The 25,121-nt window shown below is 60.1% G+C and carries 33 protein-coding genes; 6 read left to right on the top strand and 27 right to left on the bottom strand.

Features of this window, described 5'->3' with window-relative positions; genetic code table 11:
• Positions 1-7: 7 nt before the first annotated feature.
• From BVL55_RS04130 to BVL55_RS04025, 23 genes are all read right to left on the bottom strand, one after another.
• Positions 8-229 carry a hypothetical protein gene (locus tag BVL55_RS04130; protein WP_075995851.1) on the bottom strand — a complete coding sequence of 74 codons (222 nt, stop codon included), beginning with the start codon at positions 227-229 and terminating at the stop codon, positions 8-10.
• A 70-nt stretch (positions 230-299) separates the two neighbouring features.
• Positions 300-554: a hypothetical protein gene (locus BVL55_RS04125; protein WP_156892410.1), complete on the bottom strand. Its 255-nt coding sequence runs from the start codon at positions 552-554 to the stop codon at positions 300-302.
• The gene (locus BVL55_RS04120) at positions 499-750 is read right to left on the bottom strand and encodes a hypothetical protein (protein ID WP_075995849.1); all 252 of its coding nucleotides are present in this window, start codon (positions 748-750) and stop codon (positions 499-501) included. Before BVL55_RS04120 ends, BVL55_RS04125 begins: the two co-directional genes overlap by 56 nt.
• A gap of 14 nt (positions 751-764) precedes the next feature.
• A complete protein-coding gene (locus tag BVL55_RS04115; RefSeq protein ID WP_075997880.1) occupies positions 765-971 on the bottom strand; it encodes a hypothetical protein in 207 nt (68 codons plus the stop codon).
• A 20-nt stretch (positions 972-991) separates the two neighbouring features.
• Positions 992-4,876, bottom strand: a complete 3,885-nt coding sequence (locus tag BVL55_RS04110; protein ID WP_075995848.1) for a baseplate multidomain protein megatron — start codon at positions 4,874-4,876, stop codon at positions 992-994.
• A 2-nt stretch (positions 4,877-4,878) separates the two neighbouring features.
• Positions 4,879-5,337 (bottom strand): NlpC/P60 family protein, encoded by a 459-nt coding sequence (locus tag BVL55_RS04105; RefSeq protein WP_075995847.1) that lies wholly within the window; start codon positions 5,335-5,337, stop codon positions 4,879-4,881.
• Positions 5,334-6,218 (bottom strand): DUF2163 domain-containing protein, encoded by an 885-nt coding sequence (locus tag BVL55_RS04100; RefSeq protein ID WP_075995846.1) that lies wholly within the window; start codon positions 6,216-6,218, stop codon positions 5,334-5,336. The genes BVL55_RS04105 and BVL55_RS04100 overlap by 4 nt, the downstream gene beginning before the upstream one ends.
• On the bottom strand, positions 6,215-6,856 hold the full coding sequence (locus tag BVL55_RS04095) for a DUF2460 domain-containing protein (RefSeq protein ID WP_075997879.1): 642 nt from the start codon (positions 6,854-6,856) through the stop codon (positions 6,215-6,217). Before BVL55_RS04095 ends, BVL55_RS04100 begins: the two co-directional genes overlap by 4 nt.
• 33 nt (positions 6,857-6,889) lie before the next feature.
• The gene (locus BVL55_RS04090) at positions 6,890-7,513 is read right to left on the bottom strand and encodes a phage tail tape measure protein (RefSeq protein ID WP_075995845.1); all 624 of its coding nucleotides are present in this window, start codon (positions 7,511-7,513) and stop codon (positions 6,890-6,892) included.
• Positions 7,514-7,738, bottom strand: coding sequence for a phage tail assembly chaperone (locus tag BVL55_RS04085; RefSeq protein ID WP_075997878.1), 225 nt, complete (start codon positions 7,736-7,738; stop codon positions 7,514-7,516).
• Positions 7,722-8,069, bottom strand: coding sequence for a gene transfer agent family protein (locus BVL55_RS04080; protein ID WP_075995844.1), 348 nt, complete (start codon positions 8,067-8,069; stop codon positions 7,722-7,724). The genes BVL55_RS04085 and BVL55_RS04080 overlap by 17 nt, the downstream gene beginning before the upstream one ends.
• Entirely contained in the window at positions 8,069-8,479 is a 411-nt protein-coding gene (locus BVL55_RS04075; RefSeq protein WP_075995843.1) for a phage major tail protein, TP901-1 family, read from the bottom strand. Before BVL55_RS04075 ends, BVL55_RS04080 begins: the two co-directional genes overlap by 1 nt.
• A 27-nt stretch (positions 8,480-8,506) precedes the next feature.
• Positions 8,507-8,914: a DUF3168 domain-containing protein gene (locus BVL55_RS04070; protein ID WP_075995842.1), complete on the bottom strand. Its 408-nt coding sequence runs from the start codon at positions 8,912-8,914 to the stop codon at positions 8,507-8,509.
• The gene (locus BVL55_RS16375; RefSeq protein ID WP_156892408.1) at positions 8,911-9,078 is read right to left on the bottom strand and encodes a hypothetical protein; all 168 of its coding nucleotides are present in this window, start codon (positions 9,076-9,078) and stop codon (positions 8,911-8,913) included. Before BVL55_RS16375 ends, BVL55_RS04070 begins: the two co-directional genes overlap by 4 nt.
• A complete protein-coding gene (locus BVL55_RS04065; protein ID WP_075995841.1) occupies positions 9,075-9,410 on the bottom strand; it encodes a phage head closure protein in 336 nt (111 codons plus the stop codon). Before BVL55_RS04065 ends, BVL55_RS16375 begins: the two co-directional genes overlap by 4 nt.
• Complete coding sequence (locus BVL55_RS04060; protein WP_075995840.1) at positions 9,407-9,976, bottom strand: head-tail connector protein; 570 nt, start codon at positions 9,974-9,976, stop codon at positions 9,407-9,409. Before BVL55_RS04060 ends, BVL55_RS04065 begins: the two co-directional genes overlap by 4 nt.
• 132 nt (positions 9,977-10,108) lie before the next feature.
• Entirely contained in the window at positions 10,109-11,410 is a 1,302-nt protein-coding gene (locus tag BVL55_RS04055; RefSeq protein ID WP_083649621.1) for a phage major capsid protein, read from the bottom strand.
• A gap of 61 nt (positions 11,411-11,471) precedes the next feature.
• Positions 11,472-12,209, bottom strand: coding sequence for an HK97 family phage prohead protease (locus BVL55_RS04050; protein ID WP_075995839.1), 738 nt, complete (start codon positions 12,207-12,209; stop codon positions 11,472-11,474).
• A 21-nt stretch (positions 12,210-12,230) separates the two neighbouring features.
• Positions 12,231-12,602 (bottom strand): DUF6107 family protein, encoded by a 372-nt coding sequence (locus tag BVL55_RS04045; protein ID WP_244530587.1) that lies wholly within the window; start codon positions 12,600-12,602, stop codon positions 12,231-12,233.
• On the bottom strand, positions 12,571-13,770 hold the full coding sequence (locus tag BVL55_RS04040; protein ID WP_083649353.1) for a phage portal protein: 1,200 nt from the start codon (positions 13,768-13,770) through the stop codon (positions 12,571-12,573). The genes BVL55_RS04045 and BVL55_RS04040 overlap by 32 nt, the downstream gene beginning before the upstream one ends.
• A gap of 16 nt (positions 13,771-13,786) precedes the next feature.
• A complete protein-coding gene (locus BVL55_RS04035; protein ID WP_428977279.1) occupies positions 13,787-15,049 on the bottom strand; it encodes a DNA-packaging protein in 1,263 nt (420 codons plus the stop codon).
• A complete protein-coding gene (locus BVL55_RS04030) occupies positions 15,045-15,620 on the bottom strand; it encodes a hypothetical protein (RefSeq protein ID WP_075995837.1) in 576 nt (191 codons plus the stop codon). The genes BVL55_RS04035 and BVL55_RS04030 overlap by 5 nt, the downstream gene beginning before the upstream one ends.
• A gap of 139 nt (positions 15,621-15,759) precedes the next feature.
• Positions 15,760-16,170, bottom strand: coding sequence for a YcgN family cysteine cluster protein (locus tag BVL55_RS04025; protein WP_083649618.1), 411 nt, complete (start codon positions 16,168-16,170; stop codon positions 15,760-15,762).
• Positions 16,171-16,373: 203 nt separating this feature from the next.
• Between BVL55_RS04025 and BVL55_RS04020 the strand changes: the two genes are divergently transcribed.
• From BVL55_RS04020 to BVL55_RS04010, 3 genes are read left to right on the top strand one after another with little or no spacing between them, the layout of a single operon-like run.
• Positions 16,374-18,608 (top strand): transglycosylase domain-containing protein, encoded by a 2,235-nt coding sequence (locus BVL55_RS04020; RefSeq protein WP_075995836.1) that lies wholly within the window; start codon positions 16,374-16,376, stop codon positions 18,606-18,608.
• 45 nt (positions 18,609-18,653) lie between these two features.
• The gene (locus tag BVL55_RS04015; protein ID WP_075995835.1) at positions 18,654-19,235 is read left to right on the top strand and encodes a DUF1214 domain-containing protein; all 582 of its coding nucleotides are present in this window, start codon (positions 18,654-18,656) and stop codon (positions 19,233-19,235) included.
• Entirely contained in the window at positions 19,232-19,786 is a 555-nt protein-coding gene (locus tag BVL55_RS04010) for a DUF1254 domain-containing protein (protein ID WP_075995834.1), read from the top strand. Before BVL55_RS04015 ends, BVL55_RS04010 begins: the two co-directional genes overlap by 4 nt.
• 20 nt (positions 19,787-19,806) lie before the next feature.
• Here BVL55_RS04010 and BVL55_RS04005 read toward each other — a convergent pair whose 3' ends face one another.
• The gene (locus BVL55_RS04005) at positions 19,807-19,995 is read right to left on the bottom strand and encodes a hypothetical protein (protein WP_075995833.1); all 189 of its coding nucleotides are present in this window, start codon (positions 19,993-19,995) and stop codon (positions 19,807-19,809) included.
• 193 nt (positions 19,996-20,188) lie between these two features.
• Between BVL55_RS04005 and BVL55_RS04000 the strand changes: the two genes are divergently transcribed.
• Positions 20,189-21,469 carry a hypothetical protein gene (locus BVL55_RS04000; RefSeq protein WP_075995832.1) on the top strand — a complete coding sequence of 427 codons (1,281 nt, stop codon included), beginning with the start codon at positions 20,189-20,191 and terminating at the stop codon, positions 21,467-21,469.
• Positions 21,470-21,472: 3 nt separating this feature from the next.
• Here BVL55_RS04000 and BVL55_RS03995 read toward each other — a convergent pair whose 3' ends face one another.
• From BVL55_RS03995 to BVL55_RS03985, 3 genes are all read right to left on the bottom strand, one after another.
• Complete coding sequence (locus tag BVL55_RS03995) at positions 21,473-21,826, bottom strand: DUF1491 family protein (protein ID WP_075995831.1); 354 nt, start codon at positions 21,824-21,826, stop codon at positions 21,473-21,475.
• Between the two features lie 69 nt (positions 21,827-21,895).
• Entirely contained in the window at positions 21,896-22,609 is a 714-nt protein-coding gene (locus BVL55_RS03990; protein ID WP_162841446.1) for a peptidoglycan-binding domain-containing protein, read from the bottom strand.
• A 9-nt stretch (positions 22,610-22,618) separates the two neighbouring features.
• On the bottom strand, positions 22,619-23,920 hold the full coding sequence (locus tag BVL55_RS03985; protein ID WP_075995829.1) for a sensor histidine kinase: 1,302 nt from the start codon (positions 23,918-23,920) through the stop codon (positions 22,619-22,621).
• A 344-nt stretch (positions 23,921-24,264) separates the two neighbouring features.
• Here BVL55_RS03985 and BVL55_RS03980 point away from each other — a divergent pair, with 344 nt between their 5' ends.
• Positions 24,265-24,597 (top strand): DUF5330 domain-containing protein, encoded by a 333-nt coding sequence (locus tag BVL55_RS03980; RefSeq protein ID WP_075995828.1) that lies wholly within the window; start codon positions 24,265-24,267, stop codon positions 24,595-24,597.
• A gap of 105 nt (positions 24,598-24,702) precedes the next feature.
• On the top strand, positions 24,703-25,119 hold the full coding sequence (locus BVL55_RS03975) for a SufE family protein (protein ID WP_075995827.1): 417 nt from the start codon (positions 24,703-24,705) through the stop codon (positions 25,117-25,119).
• Positions 25,120-25,121: the final 2 nt, after the last annotated feature.

The raw sequence follows: 25,121 nt of genomic DNA, 5'->3' as shown, positions 1-25,121 counted from the left end.
CTGGAGTTTATCCCTTGACCTTCTTGGTGACTACCCGTGGCGGCTTGCCGTCTTTGCCGGGAAGGAGCAGTTTTACCTGACAACCGGAGCCCGATGCCTCGACGCTCAGCAATTCCGCATTTGCCTCGCGCGCAGCCTGCTGGGCAGCCGCCGTGCAATCGGCAGCCGCGCTGGTGCCAGCAAGGACCGGCACAAGAAAAAGCAGGAGGGCAAAGACAATTCGTTTCATGGCGCCTTAAATAGCAGGCTGAGGCTGAACCGCAAATGAACGAAACGGCGAAATTATCGTTGACGTAACGTCATTTCACGTCGTCCAGGCACAGAGAATCCCATACGGCGTTATGCTCAAATATCTGAGCCTTGGTGGGTATTGTATCCTCATCGGAAAACTCAATCGGCAGGAAGGCGATACAGACCCATTCTTCCGCCTTGTTCCCGCCAGCGCTGTAGCGGATTTCCTTGCGGACTTCCTGTCGCTTGAGGCCACTTGCACAGCCGCTAAGTGTCAGAAGAGCGGCGGCCAGGCACAGCGCGGCCAAGTGCCGGTTGGCCATGGTGTTCTTTCCACTTTGCCGCAGCTTTGCGGCGCGCCTTGAGCGCTGTTAGAAGGCGGTCATAGCCCGCCGCCTTGCGCGCTTCATCAGACCGCTGGTGCGCTGATTGCAACTGGCGGGAGCGGTTGACTGCCGCAAACAGTGCAGCCAGCAGCCTTGTGATGGCTGCCAGCAGTTTTACCGAGGAAGCAAACATGCCGCATTACACAGTCAGGAAATGATCTCGGTCGCCGCCAAGCGTCCGTAAATTGCGACAAGTGCCCCGGCCGCTCCCGCCAGTTGCACCACTATGTCGGCAAGTTCGGCCTGGGTTGCCTGATCCAGGGAAATTCCAAGCATCGAACCGAGCGCTGAAGCAACCGCGATGAGCGAGCCCCAGATGGTTTTTGAAAAGTACCAGGGTTTTTCATCAATCATGGCGTTGTCCTTTGTTTGCTTCATGGGTTGGGGGTGAAGAAATACCGCGCTGGCGGGCCAGCTCTGCCGGAGGAGGCAAGCTGCACCACCTCGATCATCACCGGCGCTTGCAATGAACCGGCATCTGAAAGCCGGTCTGCGTCGGCATAGCTGGCAGTGGCCGCATGTACTTCCCATTGGCGCAGCACGTTTTCCTGCTGATCGCGAATGGTGACGCGATAGCGTTCGCTGTCCGCATCGAGCGGCGGCTCGGGAATTTCCCAGTTGTCGCCTTCCAGTCGCGATCGCCGTATCCAGGCTAGATCGATCGCGTCGGCCACCTTCGCGGCACGCAAATGAGCCGGGCTCAACGGTCTGGCGCCCAGGGCCGAACAGACAGCCGTCACTGCCACCGTGCTGTCTGCACCGGGCAGATCGCCCGCCGGCAGGATGCGGTAGTTGAGCGCCAAGCCGGTATGGGCAGCGGGAACAGGGACGGGTACCAGCGTTTCATCGATCACGATTGCCGTCGCGCCAGCCTGTGCGCCGTATGCCATTTCACCTTCACTGCCCAATTGCCCGCGCAGGAGGCCGGTGAGCACCCATTCATCCGGGCCGGTCAATTCGGCATTGGCAAACTGCAGTATCTCAAACGCTCCGGGCTGGGTTTCCACCGCAACCGCGTTTCGCCCTGAAAATACCAAAAGCTTATCGAGGGATTCCAATTCGCTGCCATAGAGCTTCACGCGCAGCCTTGCAGCGCGATCCCAGCGGCCAAGGGGACCCGGCGCCAACGGCTCCAAAAGCTCCATGAAGGTGGCGCCGCCTTGGACCGTCGCGACAGGCTCGAACCCGCTTGAACCGGGGGAACTTTCAATGATGTAACTGCCGGACCATGGCTCGGCATAAACTGCCGCATACAGTCGGGGCACGGGCGAAGACTCGCCCTGTGCCAGCGGCAGGTTGATCATGACGGCCCGCGGCGCTCCTGCATAAAGGGCATCCTGCACCGGCGCTACCGACGCCCCCGTCCATTGGGCTGCTTCCTCAAAACGGGTAAAGCGTGTCGCTTCAACAGCCTTTATCCTGCCATGGCTTGCAGAACGGATTTGATACAGTTCACCTTGCCCGGTTGTAACGACATCGCCCGCTTCAAGGGCAAGCCATTTGCCCGAAACCGAAAATTGCTGCTTGCGGCGGGCAGCCCAATAGTCCCGTAGCCGGGCGGTGGCTGCTGCCTCCGCCCCATCGCGCGCCCATACCGCGGGCAGTTCGATCGCCATTTCGTGCTCGCTTGCGGTATCGAGCATCCGGCTGGTGGTCGTCACGCTGTTATAGCCGCTCTCCACCTCGCCATGGGTGACAACGATCTTTGCAGGCAGCGTGTTTTCACCGGCCTGGGTTTCGGCGATTGCCGGGACATCGTCTTCGAGAACCAGATCCTCAGCCGGTACTTCAAGCGTTTTGAGGCGGCCCTTGCCTTTAAATACCAGTGTGCCTTCCCGCTCTCCCACTGCCAGATTGAACGTGGCGAGCAGAGGTTCCAGCACGTCGCGCAGGGAGGCGCCGCCCTTGACCACAAAGCCCGTCAGGTGGCCGTCCGCGGCGCATTGCGGCGGCGCCAAACCAAGGTCGGCAAACAGAGCGGTTATCAGATCGTCCAGCGGGCAGGTTCCCAGCCGTCCGTTTAGCCAATGGCCGCGATACCAGTTCTCTCCATCGCTCCAGACATTCTGTGTCTCGGGGAAAGCGGGATAGGGCCGGGTATCCCAGGCCCACAAACTGATGGCGGACGGGGTGACCATGCGCCCGCCATGGCTTGGCGAAACGGGATTGACACTATCGGCATCGGGATAGTCCGGGGACCAGTATTCCAGATGTGCTTGCGCATAGCGCAGAGGCAGAAGATCGTCGCGGCCGCGCTTTGAAAAATACGGCACGGCAGATTCCGACGACTTGGCATCGACAAACAGGTTGGGCTGGTTGGTGCCACGGTTGATTGCCGGACAGCCAAGCTCGGTGAAGGAGAAGGGCTTGGAAGCTGGCACCCACGCGGTCGCCTCGCTGGAACGCACGCCGCCAATACGCTCAAAGTGCTGGTTTGCCCACCAGTCCTTAAGGTTCTTGCAAGACCAGACCCAGGGTTCGCCCAACCCGTCCGTGATTGGCGTTCTGATGCCCGAAGCGCGATCGGCCGCATTTTGGTAATACCAGTCATGTCCCTCTCCCCCCTGGATGTTTGCCTGCAGATAAGCCTTGTCATGCAGGGCGTGCTGGTCCGTAAGGCCGGGATCACCCGTTTCATGCCAGTCGGATAGCGGCATGTAATTGTCGATGGCGATGAAATCGACGTTCGCATCGGCCCAGAGAGAGTCGAGGTTGAACAGAACATCGTTGTGCGGCCCCGGCGGGTGATAGCCGAAATACTCACTCCAGTCCGCCGCATAGCTGATCGCGGTTTGAGGACCGCAAATGGAGCGCACTTCACCTGCGAGAGTTTTAAGCGCGGCAACGAAGGCAAACGCACCGGTATCGTCCCGCAATCTGGTCAGGGCACGCAATTCCGAACCGATCAGGAACCCGTCAACACCGCCTGCGATTTGGCAAAGATGGGCATAGTGCAGGATCATGCGGCGAAGGCCCCAGCTGTCAGGCCCGCTATAGGCAACGCTGCTGCCTGCAACGGTAAAGTGCTGCGGTTGTGCCGGCCCCAGAAGAGAGGAGATTTCCGCGGAAACGCCGGCGGTTTGATCCGGACTGCCGGTCAGACCCGGTGCGGGGTGACAGGTAATGCGTCCGCGCCAGGGAAAGGCCGGCTGCTCTGACGCGCCATAAGGGTCCGGCAGCCCGTTTTCCGGTGGAATATCCAACATGATGAAGGGATAGAAGATTACCTTCAATCCGCGGGCTTTCAGGTCCTGGATCGCCGCGACCAGCGAGGCATCGTCCGGCGTGCCACCAAAAGCCGCCCGTCCGTCGATCTGGCTGACACGGTTGACACCGAGCCTTCCCGCGCCGCTGACGCTCCAGGCCGCACGTGCCGGATCGTGATGGGTTACCCGCGGCTCTATCGAACAGTGTCCGGCTCTCAGATCATTGCCATACCAGGCAACCACCAGATTGACGGATTGAAGATTTGGGCACAGCGCCTGCAGTTCATCAAGCGATGCCTGCCAGTCTGTCCGGGCAACCAGAGTGTGGCGGTTCTCGCTCGTGTGTCTCCCCCGGTGATTGCTGGCAACCAGGTGCGGGGAATATCCGAATTCCGTGGCACCAGGGATCAGGTTTACCGAGCGGATTTCCCTGTCGGCGGCAGCAACGGAGCGGATTACCTCGAAGCTGACTTGCGGAATGCGATTGCCATAATCTGCAATCGGGAAGTTCTCGAAGACCGCATAGGCCATTCCACGAAATGCCGGTGCGAGCCCGTATCCCTGCTTTGCCTCGATCAGGGGATCGGGAAGCTGGTCCGAAGTGCCGCGGTAAAGGCGGATCGTATATCTGGTACGGTCGAGTTCGGTCCCGTCGGCCCATATGCGTCCGAAATGGGCGATTTCGCCTTCGCAGATGCCAATGGCGAAATTGGCGTAGTAGGAATAGGTGGTGGTCGTGGTTTTGGGGCCGCCGCCCTTGCCGCCACTCTGCTTTTTCTTCTTGCGGACTTCCCTGAACCGCGTCGCCCAGATGATTTGCCCGCCAAGGCGCACACGGCCATAGGCACGGGGAACAGATTCACCCTCGTTGGCTGCCAGGAACCTTGTTTCATCCAGACGGCCATCGTCGATGACCTGTTCGCCGGAAAACAGTTTCCGGTCGATGGAATAGCCGGCGGCTGCACCGGCAGCACGCCCCAGCATCGCACCGAAAGGACCGCCGATGGCGCCACCAATGGCAGCTCCGGCGACCTGCAAAACAACCGTTGCCATGGTCAGCGATCCGATTTCATGGTGATTTCAGCCGGCAGGGGAAAGCGGAACACCCCGGCCATTTTCCTGCGCCAGTGCGAGCCCAGCCGGGCACGGGTCACGCCTGAATGTTCACAGGCGTGAATGAACGCATCCGAAGCTGTCATGACGGCAACATGCTTGGCCGGCAGTTGATCAGTCCAGCGGAACAGGACAACATCGGCCGGTTGCGCGCTATCTGCCTTAAGAAGATGCCGAAAGGCTGCTTCCAGCAGGGGGTCACCGCCATCCGTCTCGCCCCAGTCGCCGGTATAGGCGGGCATTGCCTCAGGTTCGCTTCCATATAGAAACCGCCACAGGCCCCGCAACAGGCCAAGACAGTCGCATCCCACCCCCTTGCAGGAAGCCTGGTGGCAGTAAGGCGTGCCGATCCATGCCTCGCATTCAACGAGGATCAACCGGGTCAGTTCATCCCTGGTCATTCGAACAGCGGACCGCCATCCATGTTCCTGGCGTTTGAAGCATAGGCGGAAATGAATTCCGCCGTGGGCATGTGGGGAAAGCCGCGGAAATTAAGACCATTGGCAAATTTCTTGCGGCAGGTCTCGAACCGCTTGTCGCAACCGGGTGTGACGGAAAACGCATCTTGTGCGGAGACCGCCTCAACCGGCGCTGACCAGAATTCGAATGAACGGTTGCCGTTTTCAAGCCGTCGGTCGCTGACGATCTGGAGGTTCTTTCCGCCATCATCCGGCAGGGAAACCAAGCCACCTGCATACCAGCCCTCGACCCGTTCAGGCAGATCGGCGACATGCCAGATCGTTTCGCCCACGATTTCGGCGATGGTTCCGGTGTCCGTCAGCCCGGCGGTCAAATCGACACCGCAATCGCCATCGCCAAGCCGTGCACTGCAGTGACGCTCGTAACGGCGGGTGCGTATCTGATCGAGCAAGGCGGCGATGCTTTTCAGCTCGGCCCGGAAGGCGCCGTCCTCCCGGGTTATCTCGCTGATCAGATAGGTGTGCATGCGGACCCGTTCGCCGGGTGCAGACCAGTTGACAATATAGTGGGCTACACGGGCACCATCATAGATGCGTGCGGCGATGTCGGCTTCCGAGATAGCGGCGCTCGACAGGGCTCCGGCAATTTCGTGGTTGTCGGGCGTCAGGCTGCTGGTCGTTTCCACATCGCTTGCCTCAAGCCCCGTATGCGCATGATGCGTGATGGTATCGAAGACAATATCCCGGTCGTGATCGGTAAAGCCCATGATCACGCCATCGGTGCGGTGAATCTGCCAGCAATTGCACAGGGCCGTTACCTCGCCATCGAGATGGTCCTGAAATTCAGGCGTCAGTTCCTTCACGGGAAAATCTCCACGATCGGGATAGAGGCGATATCACCGGCGAGAAATGTCTTCATGTTGACCGCGATCTCGTCGGCATCGAAGCGAACCGGCACATCGAATTCGAACCCGGCATGGACCTGTTCTCCCGATTGGGGCTGCCTGCCCGGGATAAAAGTAACCACGCCGGTGGAATGGTCGATCGTATAATCAAGACCTTCCACCTTGATGATGCCTTCCACAGCCACGCTGACGCTGTCTTCTACGGGTTTGAGGATATCGCGCTGATAGGCTTCGCTGCCCTCGCCATAGTTCTTGGCCAACTGAAAAGCGGCGCTGGATCCGTCACCAACACCAATGAACTGATCGACCGGCTGAACCGTGCCGCCTGGCGGGCATGACTTGTTGTCAAGGGGATCACGGAAACGGAAGCCATGGAGGCGGCCGCGCCGGGCCTCGAAAAAGGCGATGACTTCCGACAGATCATCCAGCGTCTTGACACCATAACCGGCGTTGTAGCGACGGCGGGATCGGGCCCAGCGCTGATTACGCTGCTCGCGGCCGGACCCGAGCGTGACAACTTCCGTGCGCCGCTCCGGCCCGCCGGTCGAGCCAAGCGCGATGGCGGTCGGAAACCGAACTTCGTGGAATGCTGTAATCTGCGGCATCGGTTTGTTCTGCTCCGGTCTTTGTCAGAGGCTTCGGCTGCCACGGCGCACGGCCCGCGCCAGCATGGCCGTCATCTGGGATTCTGAACGCCGGAAACTTTCCGCATCGCGGGCCTGGACGTTGAACACCACATTGACGGGAGCAGCGGCACCGTCTGCTGCCACGCCAAGACGGCCGTCGGCGCCACGGGAGAGGGGAAGAACGGCTTCTGCCCCCGCCTCTCCCATCACGCCCATTCCGCCGCGATGCGAAAACAGCGTGGGGCCGGAAACAACCCCGCCCCTTGCAAAGGCGTCAATCGCCGCGCCTCCCGAAAACGCACCGCCCCTGGCATAAGGCTTTGCTGTCAGCATGTTCTGCAGCAACGCGTTAACAGTGCCGGAAATCCCTTTCTCGATGGGTGCCAGCGCACTGTTGAGCGCCAGGGTGGACAGCCGCATCGCGAGGGCGCGCAAAGTGTCTTCCAGCGACTTTCCGGAAGTCACCGCGCTTTTGAGCGTGGTGGTAAAGACACTGCCGAAATTTCGGGTGCTGTCGCTGGCAGCTTTCATGGCTGCTTCAAACCCCCGTATGTCGGCATCGACGACATAGGTTTGATAGCGGTCCGGGGTTTGATAGCGGTCCGGGGTTTGACGGCTTTCAGGCATCTAGAGCGTGTCCTGGCGCTTGGGGTTGGCGGTCGGCAAATCGGGGTGGGCCTGCATCAAATCTTCCAGCGCTTTGCGGCTGGGCAGATCAGGCGCTCCTGGCGTTCCGGCAAGTGCTGCCAGTTCCGCAAGGCTAAGGCGCCAGAACTCGCCCGGCGCAAGGCCAGCCTGAAGCACGGCAAAGCGGAATGCCGACGCCCACCAGTCATCATTTTGCGCCGGCATCATCCGGTGAACCTTTCGCCGCTCCTGTTCTGAAGGTCGCTTGCAGCAATTCGGCAACGATGCCGGCGAAGCCTTCTGGCCCCTCGCCGTGACGCATTTCGGCAACGTCCTCATCGGCAAGATCATGGCCGCCACCGCGAAGGCCGGCCGCCAGAATGGCAATGAGATCACCGGCAGACAGCGGACGGCCGGCAAAGGCCTGCGCCAGTTCTGTAAGGCTTGCGGCCTTGAAGTGGGTTTCAAGCTCGGCCAATGCACCGAGCGTAAGACACAGGGTCCAGCGGCGGCCATCGAGTTCCGCCACGATTTCACCGCGATGCCGGTTGGTCATTATGCAGCCTCGAACAGGATCTGGCCGGCCGACTCCATCACCAGTTCGAAGGCAACCTCGCCATTGTGCTGCCCGCTATATTCAAGGGCGGTAATCTGGAAGGGACCGGCGAGTTCTCCGAAATCCGGCACGATGATCTGCCAGATTGGTGTCGTGCCATCAAAAAACACCTCCCGCACCAGGGCATCGGAAGCAGCATCCTTGAAAATACCGGAGCCGTTGATCGATGCCCGCTTAAGGCCTGCACCGGACAGCAGTTCGCGCCAGCGCCCGGCAGACTCAGAATCGGTGATGTCGACCGTCTCGGCATTGAGCGCGATCTGGCGGGAGCGCAGGCCGGCGACGGTGACGAAGGTTCCCGTTCCATCGTCGATTTTGAGCAGCAGGTCTCTGCCTCTTTGAGCAGTCATGGTTCAGGCTCCTTGGTGCAATTGCGGTCAGGTCAAAGGCTCGGTCACCGCACGAAAGGTCACGACCGCCCTGAAGTGCCGGTCGTTTGACCCGGCCTGGCTGCGGGTTGATTCATGGGTGAGGTTGACAAGGACGTGTCCGGCAAGGGTTCGCGGCAACGATGAGAGAGTGGTTCTGATTTCGGCTGCCATGGACACCACAGCCTTGCGGCCATTGGCCAGCGACCAGATGGCCACGTCGATGAAATGCTCTTCGCCTGCTTCCGTCGATGTGCTCCAATCGAGGGTTTCGACCGGACCGATCACCACGTAGGGCGGACGGCGGGCATCGGGCACATCGTCATAGATATGCGCTCCGCCCAGCAAGGCGGTGAGGGCGGTAGATTGTCGAAGGGCCGAAACAATAGCCATTTGGAGTTCGAGCGCGGCCGTCATTTTCCGGCTCCCTGCCTGGTAGGAACACGCCTGCGCGCTGCCCGGTCCGGACGTTCGCCATTGCGGCTGCCGGGCTTGCGGTGCGAAACCGTTTCAGGCTGCCTTGCAAGGCGCTTCAGCAGGTCCTGCAGATCATTACCGGTGATGCGATAAGCCGGTTTCATGAACGTTCCACCACCTTGCAGACGAGATAGCGCCCGGTCTCGTCGGGGTCGTGGACGGTATCGACGTCGAAGATGCGGGCACCCTTGACGAACCGCATGCCGGGGCGGACAGAATTGTTCATCCGAATGTAAATCCAATGGGTAATGGCATGGCCGAGATTGGCGGCGGAATGGGCAACGATCCCCTCGACCGGGATGATGCGGGCCCAAACCGGGTCCAGATTCTGCCACAGCGAAGCAAAGCCCCCGGCGCCATCGTCGGTTTCCTGGCGCTGCTGCAGCGTCAGGCGGACGGAAAAACTGCCCGCCTGCAGAAAGGCATGGCCGTTCAAAGCCCGATCCCCCGAAAGGGTGCGATCAGGGTGCGAAAGCCGTGCGGTTCGCACGCCGGCTGCTGCTCCAGGGGAACGGCGCCCCGGAACTCATAGGCATGGCCAACAAGCAGCAGCAATGCGCGGCGCAGGCTGTCGGGTATATCGGCCGGTGTGTCACCAAAGCCTGCTTCCATGTCGATCTCGATGCCGTTGACGGCCCTTGCGGGCTGAACTGCCTCATGCACCACCAGCCGCGGCGGGCTGGACACCCGGTCAAGCTCCAGATTGACAGGCGATACCGTCTGCGGACTGCCCGTCTCCCCATATACCCTCATTTCCATGATCGACTGCACCGGTTGAACGGCAAGACGCAGGCAGCGTCCCTTGGGCATTGCATCCAGATACTGCCGCCAGGTCTGGGTGATCAGCCGCAGGCCTGAAATGCTTTCAAGGTGATCGGTCGATTGGGCGATGAGATCCGTCAGATAGGCATCGTCGTCATCGTGCTCGATGCGCAGATGCCGTTTGACTTCCTCAAGCGTCAAAACCGCCGCAAGCGGCGCTGAAAGGCGTGTGATTGCCATGTAAAACTTCCTGCAGAAAAGAAAATGGCCCTGCCCCGGCTGTCATGGGACAGTGGGCGGTTCCGGAGCAGGGCCGAACGGTACCGGGCCGCTGGAGGGGGCGGCCTGTGAAAAGTCCCGGGAGGGGAGGACTTAGGCGGTACCGAACTTGACGAGCTTGATGGCGTCGAAATCCTGGACTCCGCCACCGACACGTTTGGTGGTGTAGAACAGGACATAAGGCTTGGCAGAATACGGGTCGCGCAGAACCCGGACACCGGCGCGGTCCACCACCAGATAGCCACGGGCAAAGTCACCGAAGGCAACCGGCAGGCTGTCGCTGGCAATGTCCGGCATGTCTTCAGCCTCAAGCACGGGGAAGCCCATCAGCATGGCCTTTTCCCCGACGGCAGCCGGTGGCTGCCACAGATAGTTTCCGTCGGCATCCTTGAGCTTGCGGATTTCCGCCTGGGTGCGGCGATTCATCATCCAGTTGGCGTTCTGCCGGTAGCCGGCCTTCAGCGCATAGATGGTATCGACCAGCGTGTCGGAAGGATCGGATGCTGCAAAATCGCCATCGGCGCCGGTTGCCACATAGCCGAGATTGCCCCAGCTCCAGGCGCCTTCATCGACGGCGGGATTGTCGAGCAGACCCTTGGGCTTGTTTACGCCATCGCCATTGATAAAGGCTGCGCTTTCCTGTTCGGCAAAGGCGATCTCCACCTCCTGGGCCAGCCACTCGTCGATGTTGACTGCGGCATCGTCCAGCAGGGTCGAGGTTGCCGCCGGCATGGCATAAAGTTCCATGGTGGGGAACTGCAGTTCGGAAAGAGAAGGCGTTGCCGTCTGGGCGCGAACGTCAGTTTCGGCGACCCATCCGGTAGCAGGGCCAGTGACCGCGAAGGGCTTCTTGTACATGGAAGAAGACACCGTGCGCACGGAAGCAACGGAGCGGACCGGGGAGATGTTTGCCAGGCGGCGGCCGATTTCCTGCGCGGTTTCATCGGGCACGAGAAATCCGCCATCGGGGTCGGAGCCGTAAGACATCGCCTTTGCCTCGAAGCGGCGAAGACCGGTCTCATTGCCCTTGCGGACATAGCCCTCGAAGGCGTTTTTGTGCTCGATGCCGGCAAGGGTGAGTGCACCGCTGCGTTGCGCACCGGGGCGCTGCTGCTTCAGCAACAGGTGGTCCATCACCCGCTTGTGCTCATCAAGCGCGGTGTTGATGCGGTTCATCTTTTCGGTGGTGAGCGGATCGGCGCCAACCTGATTTTCGACCTGAGCCAGCCGCTCGTCGTTTGCCTGACGAAATGCTTCGAAGGCAAGCATGAATTCGTCAAAGGCTTCGGCAACGTCCTGGGCGGGGGAAGCCTGCGGCTGAGCGGCAATGACAGGCACAGCCGCGACCGCCTCGTCCTTGCGCGAGAAGGCCTTGATTTCAGGCGCCGCTTTCATCCCGGTCCCGGCTTTGCGGGCCGGACCGGCAGGTTTTCCGTTTGTTTTCCTGGTTTTCATATCAACATCCTTGTGGGTTGGTGTGGCGGGCGCCGTTGTGCAGAAGCGAGGCGGCAGCACGAATGTGCGCTGCCAGATCGCCTGACGGCATGCCCGGTGAGCTGCCAGCCGCATCGCGCCGGTTGAGGCAGTTGCGATAGCCCTTGGTGATCACCCGTCTGGCATCGCTGCGCGAAAGCCCGGCATCCCGCACGAGCCAGCGCTCAAATTCCCGAATGGAGGGAAGGGCCGGGTCTTGGTTCAGGCCGGGCCAGACCCGTTTGACGTTATCGACGCGGGCGCTTTCCTGCATGGGAAAGGTGACGACGGAGATTTCCCAAAGATCGGCTTCAAGAATGCGCCGCGCGCCGGTGGTGCGGTCCTGGCGGGCGCGGATGGTACGAAAACCGATGGAAAGCCCGTCGATGGCACTCGCGCGCATCAACTCGTGCACTTCCCTGCCCTTCTGGGTTGCCAGGGCAAGGCGGCCACGCACCTTCAGACCCTGGGGTGTTTCCTCAACCTTTTCCCAGGTGCCGATGGGTTCAGCCGCATCGTGCTGAAAGAGCATGCGGATGCCGGAAGGCCCGCGCTGCGCAAGCGAAGCGGTGAAGGCACCCGGGGCAACCACATCGTTGCCGAGATCGACCTCGTTGAAAATGCTGGCATAGCCCTCGAACGTGCCATCAAGGCGCACGCTTCCCATATCGGCGGGGACACGCTTCATCTCCCGCAGATCGAGCAGGCGATCCTGTTTCATGCAGAACTCCGTGATTTGGAACTATTTGCCGCGCCGCACAAAGCGCGTGTCGAAAAACCGCTGTAGCGCGCCCAGTGCCCACCAGGCGGCGAGGCTGGCACCTGCAGCACCCATCAGTGCCACTTCAAAACGTGAAAGGCCGTCTTCGAGACCCAGCCGCCGGACAAGGCTGGTGCTGACCACCGGGCCGAACACAATGCCAACGGAAACGCCCGTCAAAAACCGCACGGCTGCCTCGCGCCGGCCTCTCGGCAACACATAGGCAATGGAAATTGCCGATCCGAGGACCGCGCCGGTCGCCTTCGCCATCCAGAGCAATATCTGTTCGGGCAGTTCTGCAGGCAGCCATGATAGGGAAACATCAAAGCGCGGCATCGTCATCCAGTCTGCCATACCCCGTGGCCTCGCGTTTTTCGTCGTCGCTGAGGAATTGCGCTTCATTGACCCGCTTCCACAGGGCGTCGCGGTCCGCGGAAAGCGCCTCAATGGCGTCGCGGTCCACATCGAGCCGAAGACCCTCTGCCCAGGCGGGGCCCAGCCAGTTCTGCAGCGCGGCGGCAACGCGCAGCACCAGCGGCAGAACGGTCTGGCGCCAGAAGGCGCGGTTTGCCTCCTGATAGTTGGAATAGGTGTTATCGCCCGGTATGCCGAGCAACATGGGCGGCACGCCAAAGGCCAGCGCTATGTCTCGCGCTGCGCCGTTGCGGGCATCCATGAAATCCATGTCCTTTGGGCTGAACCCCATCGGCTTCCAGTCCAGGCCGCCTTCCAGCAGCATTGGCCGCCCTGCCCTGTTGGCGCCCGTATAACCATCTTCCAGTTCACCCTTCAGGCGTTCGAATTGTTCGTCGGTCAGGTTGGTGTTTTCAGCGCCCGAATAGACCAGCGCGCCGGAAGGGCGCGCCGAATTGTCGAGCAAAGCCTTGTTCCAGCGGCTTGCCGCGTTGTGAATTTCAAGCGCCATGTGGGCTGCCCGCAGGGGCGAGGTTCCCTCAAAGTCATCGAGCGGATTATATAGCGACAGGTGCAGCAAGGGCGCATTGGCGCCCCCGGCTTCAAACCGGGTCTTGCGCCCGTTGACAGCATATTCATACGTCTCCGGCCAGCCATCTTCCCCGTTGAGCAGCGAGATGCGGTCAGCGCGCAACAGGTGCAGTTCGCGGGGCTGGCCTTCAAGATCGATGCGCTGCACATAGGCATTGCCGGCGATCAGCAGGCCGCAATAAAGACTGTCGAAAAACGCAGCGCCGGGACGCCAGGGATTGGGCCGGTTGAGCAGATCGAGCAGCGGATGGGTCTGCAACTCCTCCCCGGCTTCATACAACAGCCATGGCATGGAGCCGGCTGCCTCGGCGATCATGCGCACGCAGCGATGCACCACGGGATTGGCGAGATAGCCGTCGCGGGAAAGCCCGGCATAGCTGCCTTCGCCCCAGCTTGCCTCGGCAAGGCCCTGCAGCGCGATCAGCGGGTTAATCGCCTGCTTGGTTTCCAGCCGGGGATCATCATGGCGGCGTGTCAGCCAGCCGGGCCGGCGAAGCCAGGTCGTCAGAGCATTCATCAGATTTCCCGTGTTTTCAGGTGGCGCGGATTTTCGGTTCGCCACGGTTTTTCAGCACCAGTTCGTGCAGCGCCCAGACCAGCGCATCGAGCCTGTCTGGCGAGCGTCCACCGGCAAGTCCGTCGGCGGTAAAGTCACACATCTGGTCTTCCAGCTGCCGGAAGGTGCCGGCATGGCGCACCCTGCCGCGGGCATAGAGCATGGCAACGGGTTCGGCCCGCAGCCACTTGCCCCGGCTGGCGCGCACCATGTGCACCGGCAGGGACGCGTCCGCCTGCATCAGCACGCTGCGCACCATCTCGCCGCCCTGGTTGACCTCCGCCACGACGCAATCGGCATCAAGGCGGCGATAGAGGCAGGCAACGGCATTGGCCCATTCTTCCGGGCGGGCGCTTTCAAGGGTGGCATCGGCCAGCACGTAGCAAATGCCATCTGCGGCCTTTCCGGCGGCAACGATGCCGCAAGCATCGGATGTCTGCGACGAAGACGCCGGCGGATCGACAGCGATGACGATGCGCATCAGCGGCGGCGCATGCTTCAGCCGCAGCGCATCGATCGCATCGAGGCGCCATAGCGCCCCTTCCGCCTGTTCGATGATTTCACCTTCTATTTCCTGCCGGCCAAGCCGGGTACCGCCATATTCGCCGGTAACGAAGGCCAGAAAGCTGCTGGCCAGATGGTGCCGGTTATCCAGCGTCGCCGACCGCGTCACCGCGGTATTTGGATCGGCAACCAGCTTCTTCAACAGCCGCAGGGGGCGCGGCGTGGTGGTGACCAGTTGCCGGGGCGAAGCGCCCAGCCGCAGGCAGAACTGCAGCATGTTCCAGGTGGCTTCAAGATAGGGCCACTTCGCAAGTTCATCGCACCAGGCCAAACCGAACTGGTTGCCGCGCAGCCCGTCGGGATCGTTTGCCGAAAAGACCTGTGCGACGGCGCCATTGTGCCACTGCAACAGGCGGCGGGAGGGCATCCATTGCGGTTTGCGATCCTTTCGCTGCACTGAAAGCAGGCCGGACTGGCCTTCGATCATCACCTGGCGCACATCCTGAAAGGTTTCACCGATCAGGGCGATGCGCCCGGCGCTGTCGGCCAGATAATGAGGATCTTCATGCACGATGCCGGTCAGCCATTCAGCGCCCGTGCGCGTCTTGCCCGCCCCGCGACCGCCAAGAGCCAGCCAGGTGCGCCAGTCCCCCTCCGGCGGGCGCTGGGGGTCATGAAGAAAGACCGGCCAGTCGCGGTGAAACATTTCGCGCCAGCCAGGCGAAAGGCTGTCAATCAGGGCAAGGCGCTGTTGCCTGTGCGGCAATTGCAGCAATGCGTCTTTCAAGCTCGCTGCGGAATTCCACAACATCCGTCGGATATCGTCCGGCATCGGCGGTCTGTTCCAAATCCTTCACCATTGCCTCCAGATCGCGCACCGATTTTGTCAGTGCCAGATGGGCGCGTGCCCGTTTTTCAATGTCCGCGGTGTTGGCTTCCTTCGCTTCCCGGCCAAGAGCTGCCAGATCACGGCGGATGGCGGCCATCGTTTCGCGGGCAAGCTCGGCGGTCACCGTCCGGGTCGCCGTTTCAGATTCTGCAGGCATGCGCGCCTGCCAATCCCCGGCAATGCGCCAGGCTTCCACCTTGGCCCGTTGCGTGCCGATCAGCCGGGCGATCTGGCCGGTGGCAAGCCCGTGATGCTCATAGGCGATGCGGGCCGTCCAGCGCTGCTCGGGGGAGAAATTTTCTTCGGAACGGGGCTCACCCTCAGCGGCTTGCACGCCACATGGCGCAGCAGATTGCCCGCCCTCGCCCGGTGCTGGCGTCTCACCAGCGGGCGGCGGTTCGTTGTCATCAATGTCCAAGGAAAATCCCCGTCGGCAATATGTGGGGTATCGTAATCGGCCAGTCAGCAGCGGCCCAGTGAGCCGCACTTCTCCGACCGTAGAAAGAACCTAGCAAATCACCGTTCCGGTGTCAAGGAATTTTTTCCTATTTTGTTTTTCAGGGCTCCTCCCCCGGCCAGGTGGCGAGGTGGTCTTCATAGTCGTCAACGCTCAGCCCGTCCTCGCTGACGACGCGGCCGCGCACGGATATGCCGGCGTCATGCACGCTTTGGGAGCTGCCGGAAACCAGGGGATGCCAATCATGCAGGTCCTTGCCCTCGGCGACCAGCCGATAAGCGCAGGTCGGCGGCAGCCATGTGAGTTCGCGCACCTTTTTCGGCGTCAGATCGATGCAGTCGGGCACCAGGCGAAAGCGCTCACCATAGTTCATGCAGCGGCAGGTCGTGCAGTCGAGCTGGGTACAGGCGATGTTCGTCCAGTAGATTTGGCCGGTGTCCCAGTCCTCCAGCTTGTTGAGGCAGCAGCGCCCGCAGCCATCGCACAGGCTTTCCCACTCGCCCGGCGTCATCTCCTCAAGGGGTTTGCGCTTCCAGAACGGGGTTTGCTGTTCCACTGACCGCCTCCGGCTGGGCTGTTTCCCTGGCTGCCTTACCAGAGACAAAAAGCAATGGCCATGACGGTTAACCGGCTGCCTGATTTTTCTCCAAATTCATTGGCAATTTGTTATAAGACGTTCCCAAAAGGAATATTCGCGGAAAGAGGCCGCGTACCATGCGCAATCCGTTCGAGAAAAACGGCCGCAGCAAGGGCCGAAACCGGCTGCTGGAAATCGATTCATGGATCGATTCGGCCATGTACCGCCTGTTTTCGGGCGGTTCGGAGTTCTGGGAGAATCTCGTCATTTTCTTCCAGCGGTTTCGCGCAACCGGTTTCAAACGCCTGCTTGTGGAAATCGCCGATGAGGGGCTGACCCTGGGGCTTGCCGGGCTTGTGGTGCTGCTGGCATTGGCATTGCCGGCCTTTGACGAGACTTCCAAGAACTGGCGGGACAAGAGCGACTATTCGGTGATCTTTCTTGACCGCAACGGCAAGGAAATCGGCCGCCGGGGGGTGCGCCAGACCGATTCTGGAGAAATCGACACCCTGCCCGATCATTTCATCAAGGCGGTGCTGGCGACCGAAGACCGGCGTTTCTTTGAGCATTACGGCATCGATTTCTTCGGTCTTGGCCGGGCGCTGGCGGAAAACGTAAGGGCCAATTCGGTCGTACAGGGCGGCTCGTCGATCACCCAGCAGCTTGCCAAAAACCTGTTCCTCACCAATGAGCGGACGATCGAGCGCAAGATCAAGGAAGCCTTCCTGTCGCTGTGGCTGGAAACCAATCTGGAAAAGAACGACATCCTCAAGCTCTATCTTGACCGTGCCTATATGGGGGGCGGCAATTTCGGCATCACGGCAGCGGCCGAATACTATTTTGAAAAAAGCCCGAAAGACCTGACGCTTGCCGAAGCGGCGATGCTGGCCGGCCTTTACAAGGCGCCGTCGAAATATGCCCCGCACATCAACCTGCCCAATGCCCGCGCCCGCGCCAACGAGGTGCTGACCAACATGGTGCAGGCAGGTTTCATGACCGAGGGCCAGGTGGTGGCGGCACGCCGCAAGCCGGCAACGCCCATAGAGCGCAACGACATCGAACAGCCGGGCTATTTCCTCGATTTCGCCTTCGAGGAAGTACAGGATCTGGCCCGCGGCCTGCCAGACAAAACCTTCTATGCAAAGACCACGATTGACCTTGACCTGCAGCGTGCAGCCGAGGAAGCGATCAACAATCACCTTCGCCAGTTCGGCAAGGAGAAGGGTGTGTCGGAAGCCGCGCTCGTCTCTATCGACCGCGACGGTGCGGTCAGGGCGATGGTTGGCGGGCGCGACTATGGCGAATCCCAGTTTAACCGGGCCACCAATTCGCGCCGGCAGCCCGGCTCCTCCTTCAAGCCTTTCGTCTATGCAACAGCAGTCGAAGAACTTGAACTGAACGAAAAAAGCAGGGTAGTCGACGGGCGCATCTGCGTCAGCCGCAACGGCCGCTCCTGGTGTCCCAGCAATTATTCCGGCAGCTTTCGCGGCCGCATCGATCTTCAGACGGCGATCGTCAAGTCGATCAACACCATACCGGTGAAATTCTATGTTGGCGCCGACGGGCGGCGGGGCATCGGCGGCAGGAAGATCGTGGATACCGCACGGCGCATGGGTGTTACCTCCGAATTGGTGATGTCGCCTGCCATGGTTCTCGGCTCAAACGGGCTGACCGTGCTGGAAATGGCAACCGGCTACGGCACATTCATGACCGGCGGCTACAAGCTCGACCGGTACGCCATCGTGCAGCTGACCAACCTTCAGGGGGAGATTGTTTACGACCGGCGCGACCAGACACCACCAAGGGTGCGTGTCCTGACCGAGCGCACCGCGGGGGTCATGAACCGCATGATGGCGCAAATTCCCGAATGGGGCACCGCCAGAAGGGCTGCACTTGACGGCATAAGGGCGGCGGGCAAGACCGGCACGACCAATGCCTATCGCGATGCGTGGTTCGTCGGCTTCACCGGAAACTACGTCACGGCGGTATGGATGGGAAATGACAACTACCGCCCGACCCGAAGGCTTACCGGCGGCAATCTGCCAGCCATGACCTGGAAACAATACATGACGTTTGCCCATCAAAACATCGAATTGCAGCCGATCCCCTATATCGAAAACCCGTTGCCGGGAAGAAGCCCGGAGGCAATTGCCGAGCAGAACGAGGATGGTTTGAAACCCGCGCTTAGACCAAAAACCCTGTCCCAGGAGGCGGAGGACTATTTAAGGGCGCTGGGGCGCACACTGCGGCAGGCCAAGCCCGTCTTGAGGCGCGATGTTGTCGCGGCGCGCGAACAAAAGCGTGACGCAACAGTGCTTGCCGGCCGGGTGAACGGCACGCGCGGCGATACCACGCCCAAAGTGGCACAGTAGTCCGGCAGCAAATGGGGCGGCTTTTTCTTTGATTGGGATGATCTTGTGCGGTTGATTGCCGATACGCTCATTGTTGTATTGATCGGTCTTGTACTGGGCGGAGCTTCCGCCTGGTATACGATCAATACAGGACTGGCATTCGGCGGCATCCGCTCCGGGCCGTGGGTTTCCTGGCCGTTTGCCAGCGGCGCATCCGTTGACCCCTACACCATGGCCAAGACGGTCAGGAACGGGACGATCCCTCTTGGTGCAGCCGAAGGGCTTGCTTTCGAGGCAAAAACCGACAGCCGTGGAGAGCCGCTGCAGCTTGCCTGCGACTACAGTGTCTCGGGAACAACACCGCCTTCCAAATTGTGGACCCTTGCAGCCTATGCCGCCTCGGGCGAACAGATCAAACCGGATAACGGAAGCCGCTCCTCGGTCCATTCGGGCCGCCTGCTGCGCTATACAGACGGATCATTCCGCATTCTGATCAGCCAGCGTCCCAAGGCCGGCAACTGGCTTGGAACCGCCGGCGAAGGCCGTTTCCGGCTTGTCCTGCGGGTTTATGACACGCCCGTCACCAGCACTTCGGGCCTTGTGACGCCCACCATGCCCAACATCATCAGGGGAAGGTGCGAAACATGAAATGGCGCATCCTCTATCTTTTGGCCATGGGCTTGGTGCTTGCGGGTATCGTCCATATCGCGGTCGTTCTGATGATCCCCAAATACGGCACCAGGGGTGCCTGGGCATTTCTTTCCGGAAGAACGGAACCCTATCGCTTCACGCCGCTTAAACCGGAAGAAACCGGTTCTGCCATTTCGGAAGTCGATCCATTCTTTTCCTATGGGATATGCCGTTTCGATCTGGAAGAAGCAGGCTTGCGGCTGCGGGGACCGGAAACCACAAGCTTCTGGTCGGCATCGGTGTTCGATGAGGATGGTGCGGTGGTCTACAGCCTCAACAACCGCACGGCCATCGACAACAATCTCGATCTGCTGATCCTGACCCCGTTACAGGGCCTGGAAATGCGGGGAGCGCAAGTCGAACTGTTCGAGACATCCGTTGTGGTGGAAGCCGACATCGAGAACGGCTTTGTCATTGTGCGCGTCTTTCAGCCGGATGACAGCTGGTCAGCGGCAAACCGCAATTTTCTCAGCGAAACCAATTGCGAAAAATTCACCATTGATTCGTGATGCCGCAATTTCTGCCGGCATCAAACCCTGGGTATCGGGCGGCGGATGCGTTGTGAAGGCAAACTCAGTTGGCGTTCGTAGCGCACCCCGGTGAAAAACAGTAGTTCGGCTGTCTTGCGTCCGTCCTGCCGCTTTACAGGCCCCATCTTCTTAACGCGGTCGGCTGGCGTCTCGCCTTCTTTTGCCGGAAACTGAATTACCTGTCCCATCAGACTTCTCCTCGGGAGGTTCGATTACATCCTTCCAAAACGAATCACTTTACGTTCCGGGAGATAGCGCGATTGAACGCCAACGTAGTTAACAGTTCGCTAATACATTCAGGAGCAATCTGGTCCGCGAACGATACCGATTCGCGGGCGGTGCGGAAAAGCTGCCCCTTTTTGCAAGAAGGTCCGGCGGTCCATGGGTGCTCAAACTCCTTTTGTCAGCGCAAACAGCCAAACAGAAGCGTTTTCCCGCCGCGCTCGCCACACCCGTATTCTTGTCGATGCAAGCCGCGACCTGACCGCCAACCCGCGGCCTGCGCCCCACCAGATCGAAGCCTATAAGGAGCTTTTCTATCAGCTTGCCGGCCAGCTGCTGCCTGCCGACCGCAGACTGATCTCTACCCTTCTGGCGCAGTCCGCCTACACACCTCGCTCGGTTGCCATTTATCTGGCTCAGGACAGCCTGGATGTCGCCATCCCCTGTTTGTTGTATTCGCCGGTGCTGGGAGAGCTCGACCTGAAGGAGATTGCCCGCAAGATGGGGCCCGCCTACAGGGATGTTATTTTAAAGCGTGCCGTACCGCCGCTGCAGGAAAGCAGTCTTGAAAGCCTCCACGACGGCGAGAAAGCTGAAGAGGCGGTACAGGACCTTGTGGAAAACAGTGCGGCAAAACCGGCCGAACAGTCCCAGCCGCCGGTTGAAGAAGCAACCCTTTCCCAGGATGCCAGCCCCTTCGGCAGGAGGCCTTATGCGACATCGCTGATTGAAGAAATACGGGAGGACGCAGATCAAGGCACGGCGCGTACACAATGGCTCGATGGGGAAGAGATCGTTGCGCTGGCTTCCGCCGGCGGGCGCCTTGGCCGGCAAAAGCCCGGCCAGCAGGAAGCCTCATCGCCTCTACAAACGCATCAGGAAGATGCAGCGCGGGAACGCCCCGCCTTGGGCGCAAAGCGCTTTGAAAGGCTTGCCCCGCGCGAAACCCGGCACCTTGTGGCCCTTGCCCGCAGCCAGAACAAAAAAGCGATGGCAAGACAGATGGCCAACCTGTCGGGAATGGAAACCAAAGCCATATCAACCCTTTTGCGCAAACGCAGCGGAGATGAGCTCGCTTATCTGCTGAAGGCCCTCAATCCCGACAGTCCGCACGACCTCAAACTGCTGTTGATGCTCGCTCCGCGTTACGGGCGAACACCACAAGCCTATGCAGGCGCCAAGGCGTTGCTGGGTGAACTGGATACCGGCATCTGCCGGATGATCTTCAACCAGGTCGGCGCGGCATTTGCCATGCCCAGCCTGGAGCCCGCCATCGAACGCGGCGTAACGGGCGATACGGAGTTTGCCGCAGCGGCCCGCTTCCGCAGAGAGGAAATCGGCCAGAGCATCGATGGCCGCTCCATCGAACCGCGGCCGCAAACAAGCGCGGAAGGGCAGCAGGAATTCCAAAACCGGCCCCAACACGCTGCCGGTGCCTGACCGTCAGGAACCGCCATCCAAATCTGCAATGTCGATGGATATGAGCGGTGAGCGTTTTTCGATTTCGACAATCCAGCAGTCGGGATCGAAACTGATCTGACGGTCAAGGAACCCGTCCACCTCAACGGCTTCAACTTCCCGCAGTCTTTCCTCAAACAGGCGATCGGCGCTGTTGCTTTCGGCTGCAAACATCTGCGGCGCGGGCGCATAGACAGTTGCGATATCCGCGCTGATGCGGTGAACCAGAAAGATGGCGCCGGCATCTTCTGACCCCTTGCGCAAGACGGCGCCAAACGCGCCATCGGCCTGCTCACGGCGCAGGATTGCGGAAACGAAAATAGAGGATTTCAACCGCATGAAGCTTGCTGCCAGAATGTGGAAGGGTTGGCTATCTGCCTGCCATACCGCTACCACAAGACCGGCACGTCAGGAACTGACCAGTTTCTCAATCGTCGTGCGATCGGGCTGGCCGGTAACCTTGAGGCCGTGACGCTGCTGAAACTGTCTTAGAGCCTGCTCGGTCTGGTTTCCGAAAATGCCATCCACGTCGATGTTGCTGCCGGTGGCACGGGCAAGATGTTCCTGAATGCGCATTACCAGAGCACGGTTGAGCATTTCATCGTCCGACAGTACCGGTTCGGTGTTGGCAATGATGCCGGAAAGCTTGTCGGCCTTTTTCTGCGATGCCACTTTTGGCAACCGGTTCTCGACAAAGGCTGCCAGTTCCTGTGTCGCCTTGCCGGTTTCATGCATATTGTTGCGCTTTTGATACTTGGTAATCGCGGCGCGGGTCATAGGTCCCATGAGGCCGTCCACATCGCCCTCGTAATCTCCCGTCTTTGCCAATGCGATCTGCAACCGGGAAACCAGCTTCTTGTGCCGGGCTACCGTTGCGCTGTCACGCGCAGGCCTTTTTTTCGGCTGTATGCGGGTTGTCTGTACCGGCCGCACATCGGGAACCGACTGGGTTGTTGTCATGTCGCGGGTGGCCCAGATCGGATCGGGATGGGCGCCGCTCTGGGCGTAGAATGCATTGCCTGCAACCAGCGCGAAGGCAATTGCAAAGGTACATCCGCCTGCGGCAACCGACGGGTTGTTCTGTAGCACGGAAAAGAACCGGTCCATGATGCTGCTAGCCATCTCCATCTCCTATGCGGTATTGCGCAAAATTCTGAGTTGTTCCCCGGTCATCTCTTCTCCAGCCTCTGCATCCCCGCCATTGGGAGCATTAACCGCCTTTTTGATGCGGCTGACTTTGGAGGGGGATGCGACCGGACGTGTTACGGCGCCGTGGATCGGCAGGCGAACGGTGACCGTGGTGCCGTGGTCGCGGCGGCTTTCAAACCGCACATCGCCACCGTGCAGTTCAACCAGTCCCTTTACGACGGAGAGGCCAAGGCCCGTTCCCTCGTAGCGGCGGTCATGCTTGCTGTCGGCCTGGAAGAAGGGCTGCCCGAGACTCTCTATGTGTTCGGGGGAAATGCCGATGCCGGCATCCTGCACGATCAATGTCGCAAACCGGGCACTTCTTTCTCCCTGCAGCGTTACCACAGCGCCTTCAGGCGAAAACTTGATCGCATTGGACAGCAGGTTGATGACGATTTGCCGGACTGCTTTCTCGTCGGCGACAATCTCGGGCAGACCCTCAAGATTGATCGCGTTGACGGCAATCGAACGGGTTTCGGCCTGGCCGCGCATGATGGCGGCTGTCGTGCGAAGGCATTTTTCAAGATCGAAGCGCTGCGGCTGGATTTCGTACATGCCGTGTTCGATCTTCGACATGTCGAGAATGCCGTTCAGCACATCCAGCAGATGACTTGCCGAATCGTGAATGAGGCAGATGTACTCCTCTTTGCGGGCATCGGGAAAATCGGCGGCTATCGGCGATTTCAGCAATTCGGAAAAGCCAAGGATCGCATTGAGAGGCGTACGCAGCTCATGGCTCATATTGGCAAGAAACCGGCTCTTTGCGATGTTGGCGTGTTCGGCCCTGTCGCAAAGCCTTTCGGCCTCGGCTTCTGCTTCCTTGGCCTGGGTCACATCACGATAGGCGAGGACACGAAACCGGGAGGCCCCGGTATCACATTCAACCCCGGCACCACCGGCGGAAATTTCCAGCCAGCCGGCTGCATTGGCCTGCTGGCGAAGCGGGCGGAACTCCAGTTTGCCGTGACCGGCACCGGCATCTGCCAGAAACTGGCCGACTGCAATACGGTCCTGCACATTGACCAGTTCGAGAAAATGCCCTGCTTCTTCGCCTTGCCTTAGGCCAAGCATGGCGGCAGCGCGACTGCTTGCCCATAACAGCTTGCCGTGATGGTCGTGAATTGTTGCAGGCTGAACCAGATCGGGATTGCCGATTTCACGGCAAAACGCTTCGGCCTGGGCGAACTTTTCGACCAGGGAATCGAGAGCCTTTCCGGCAGCTTCTTCTGAAGGGGTGTTACGCAAAACCTGTGAACCCTTTTACTTTGATCCAAGGTTCGCACAGCACCTTTAATGGAACCCTAAATGCAGCCTGGCAGAAGCGCCCGCAGGCCGGTGAAGGGTGCAAATCGCTGTTTACTTACGGACATGGTTAATGTTTGGTCACTGTCCGGCAGCGCCAACAGAAGACCATTTCTGCGAGAAAGCGGCGCTCTTCTCCAGGTTTTTTCGCCTGCTGCAGCGCCCGGGGAAAGCGATCTTTCCGCCGGTGAAACACGATAGGTACAATTTTAGACAAATGCCGCCGGCAGAATGAAACGATCCTTATCCCGCCAGTGTTAGAGCAGGGGCGGGAAAGGTGAAAAATCATGTTTTTAATTCGTGCAGTGTTCTGGTTGTCCCTGGTCGTCGCTTTCATTCCGGTGAACCCGTCAGACCTTTCAGCAGATCAAGATCCCGTTTCGCCGCTTGAAACGGTAGGACTTGCCCAGTCGGTGGTTGAGGATGTCGCCGGTTTTTGCTCACGCAATCAGGGAACCTGCGAAACCGGCGGCCAGCTGTTCTCGCAAATGGGCGTCAAAGCGCGGGAAGGAGCCCGCATTGCCTATACCTGGCTCGACAAGCGTTATGGGCCACAGGCACAGACAGCTTCTGGCGAAGCGGAGAATGTCGATAACGTTGAAACCGGCGCAGTAGAGTAGCCGCTACCTTCCCTGAACCTTTTTCCCTGGAAAACGATAGCCGTCAAAGACGGTTCACCCCGCCGACATGATCCTGTATGGATTTCCGCGAGAGGTGAAAACTGCATGAGCATCGACGAGATCATCGAGAATTTCGAACTCCTGGATGACTGGGAGGACCGTTACAAATACCTGATCGAGCTTGGCGACCAGCTCGAACCGTTTCCTGAAGAAAAACAGGATGCGGCACACAAGGTTCAGGGCTGTGTCAGTCAGGTGTGGATCGACAGCAAGTTTGAAGGCGGCCCGGATCCGGTCGTCACGTATCGCGGCACCTCCGATGCTCATATCGTGCGCGGCCTGATTGCGGTTACGCTGGCTCTTTTTTCCGGACGCAAGGCAAGCGAAATCGTCGAAACCGACCATCAGGCGGTGTTTGACCGGCTCGGACTTGCCGAGCACATCACCCCGCAACGCTCGAACGGATTGCGCTCCATGGTTCAGCGGGTAAAGGACGTTGCCGCTGCAAGGTTAGCGGCATAGAC

It is taken from the genome of Salaquimonas pukyongi (assembly GCF_001953055.1).
Lineage (GTDB): Bacteria > Pseudomonadota > Alphaproteobacteria > Rhizobiales > Rhizobiaceae > Salaquimonas > Salaquimonas pukyongi.
This window is presented reverse-complemented; position numbering and strand designations above follow the sequence as displayed.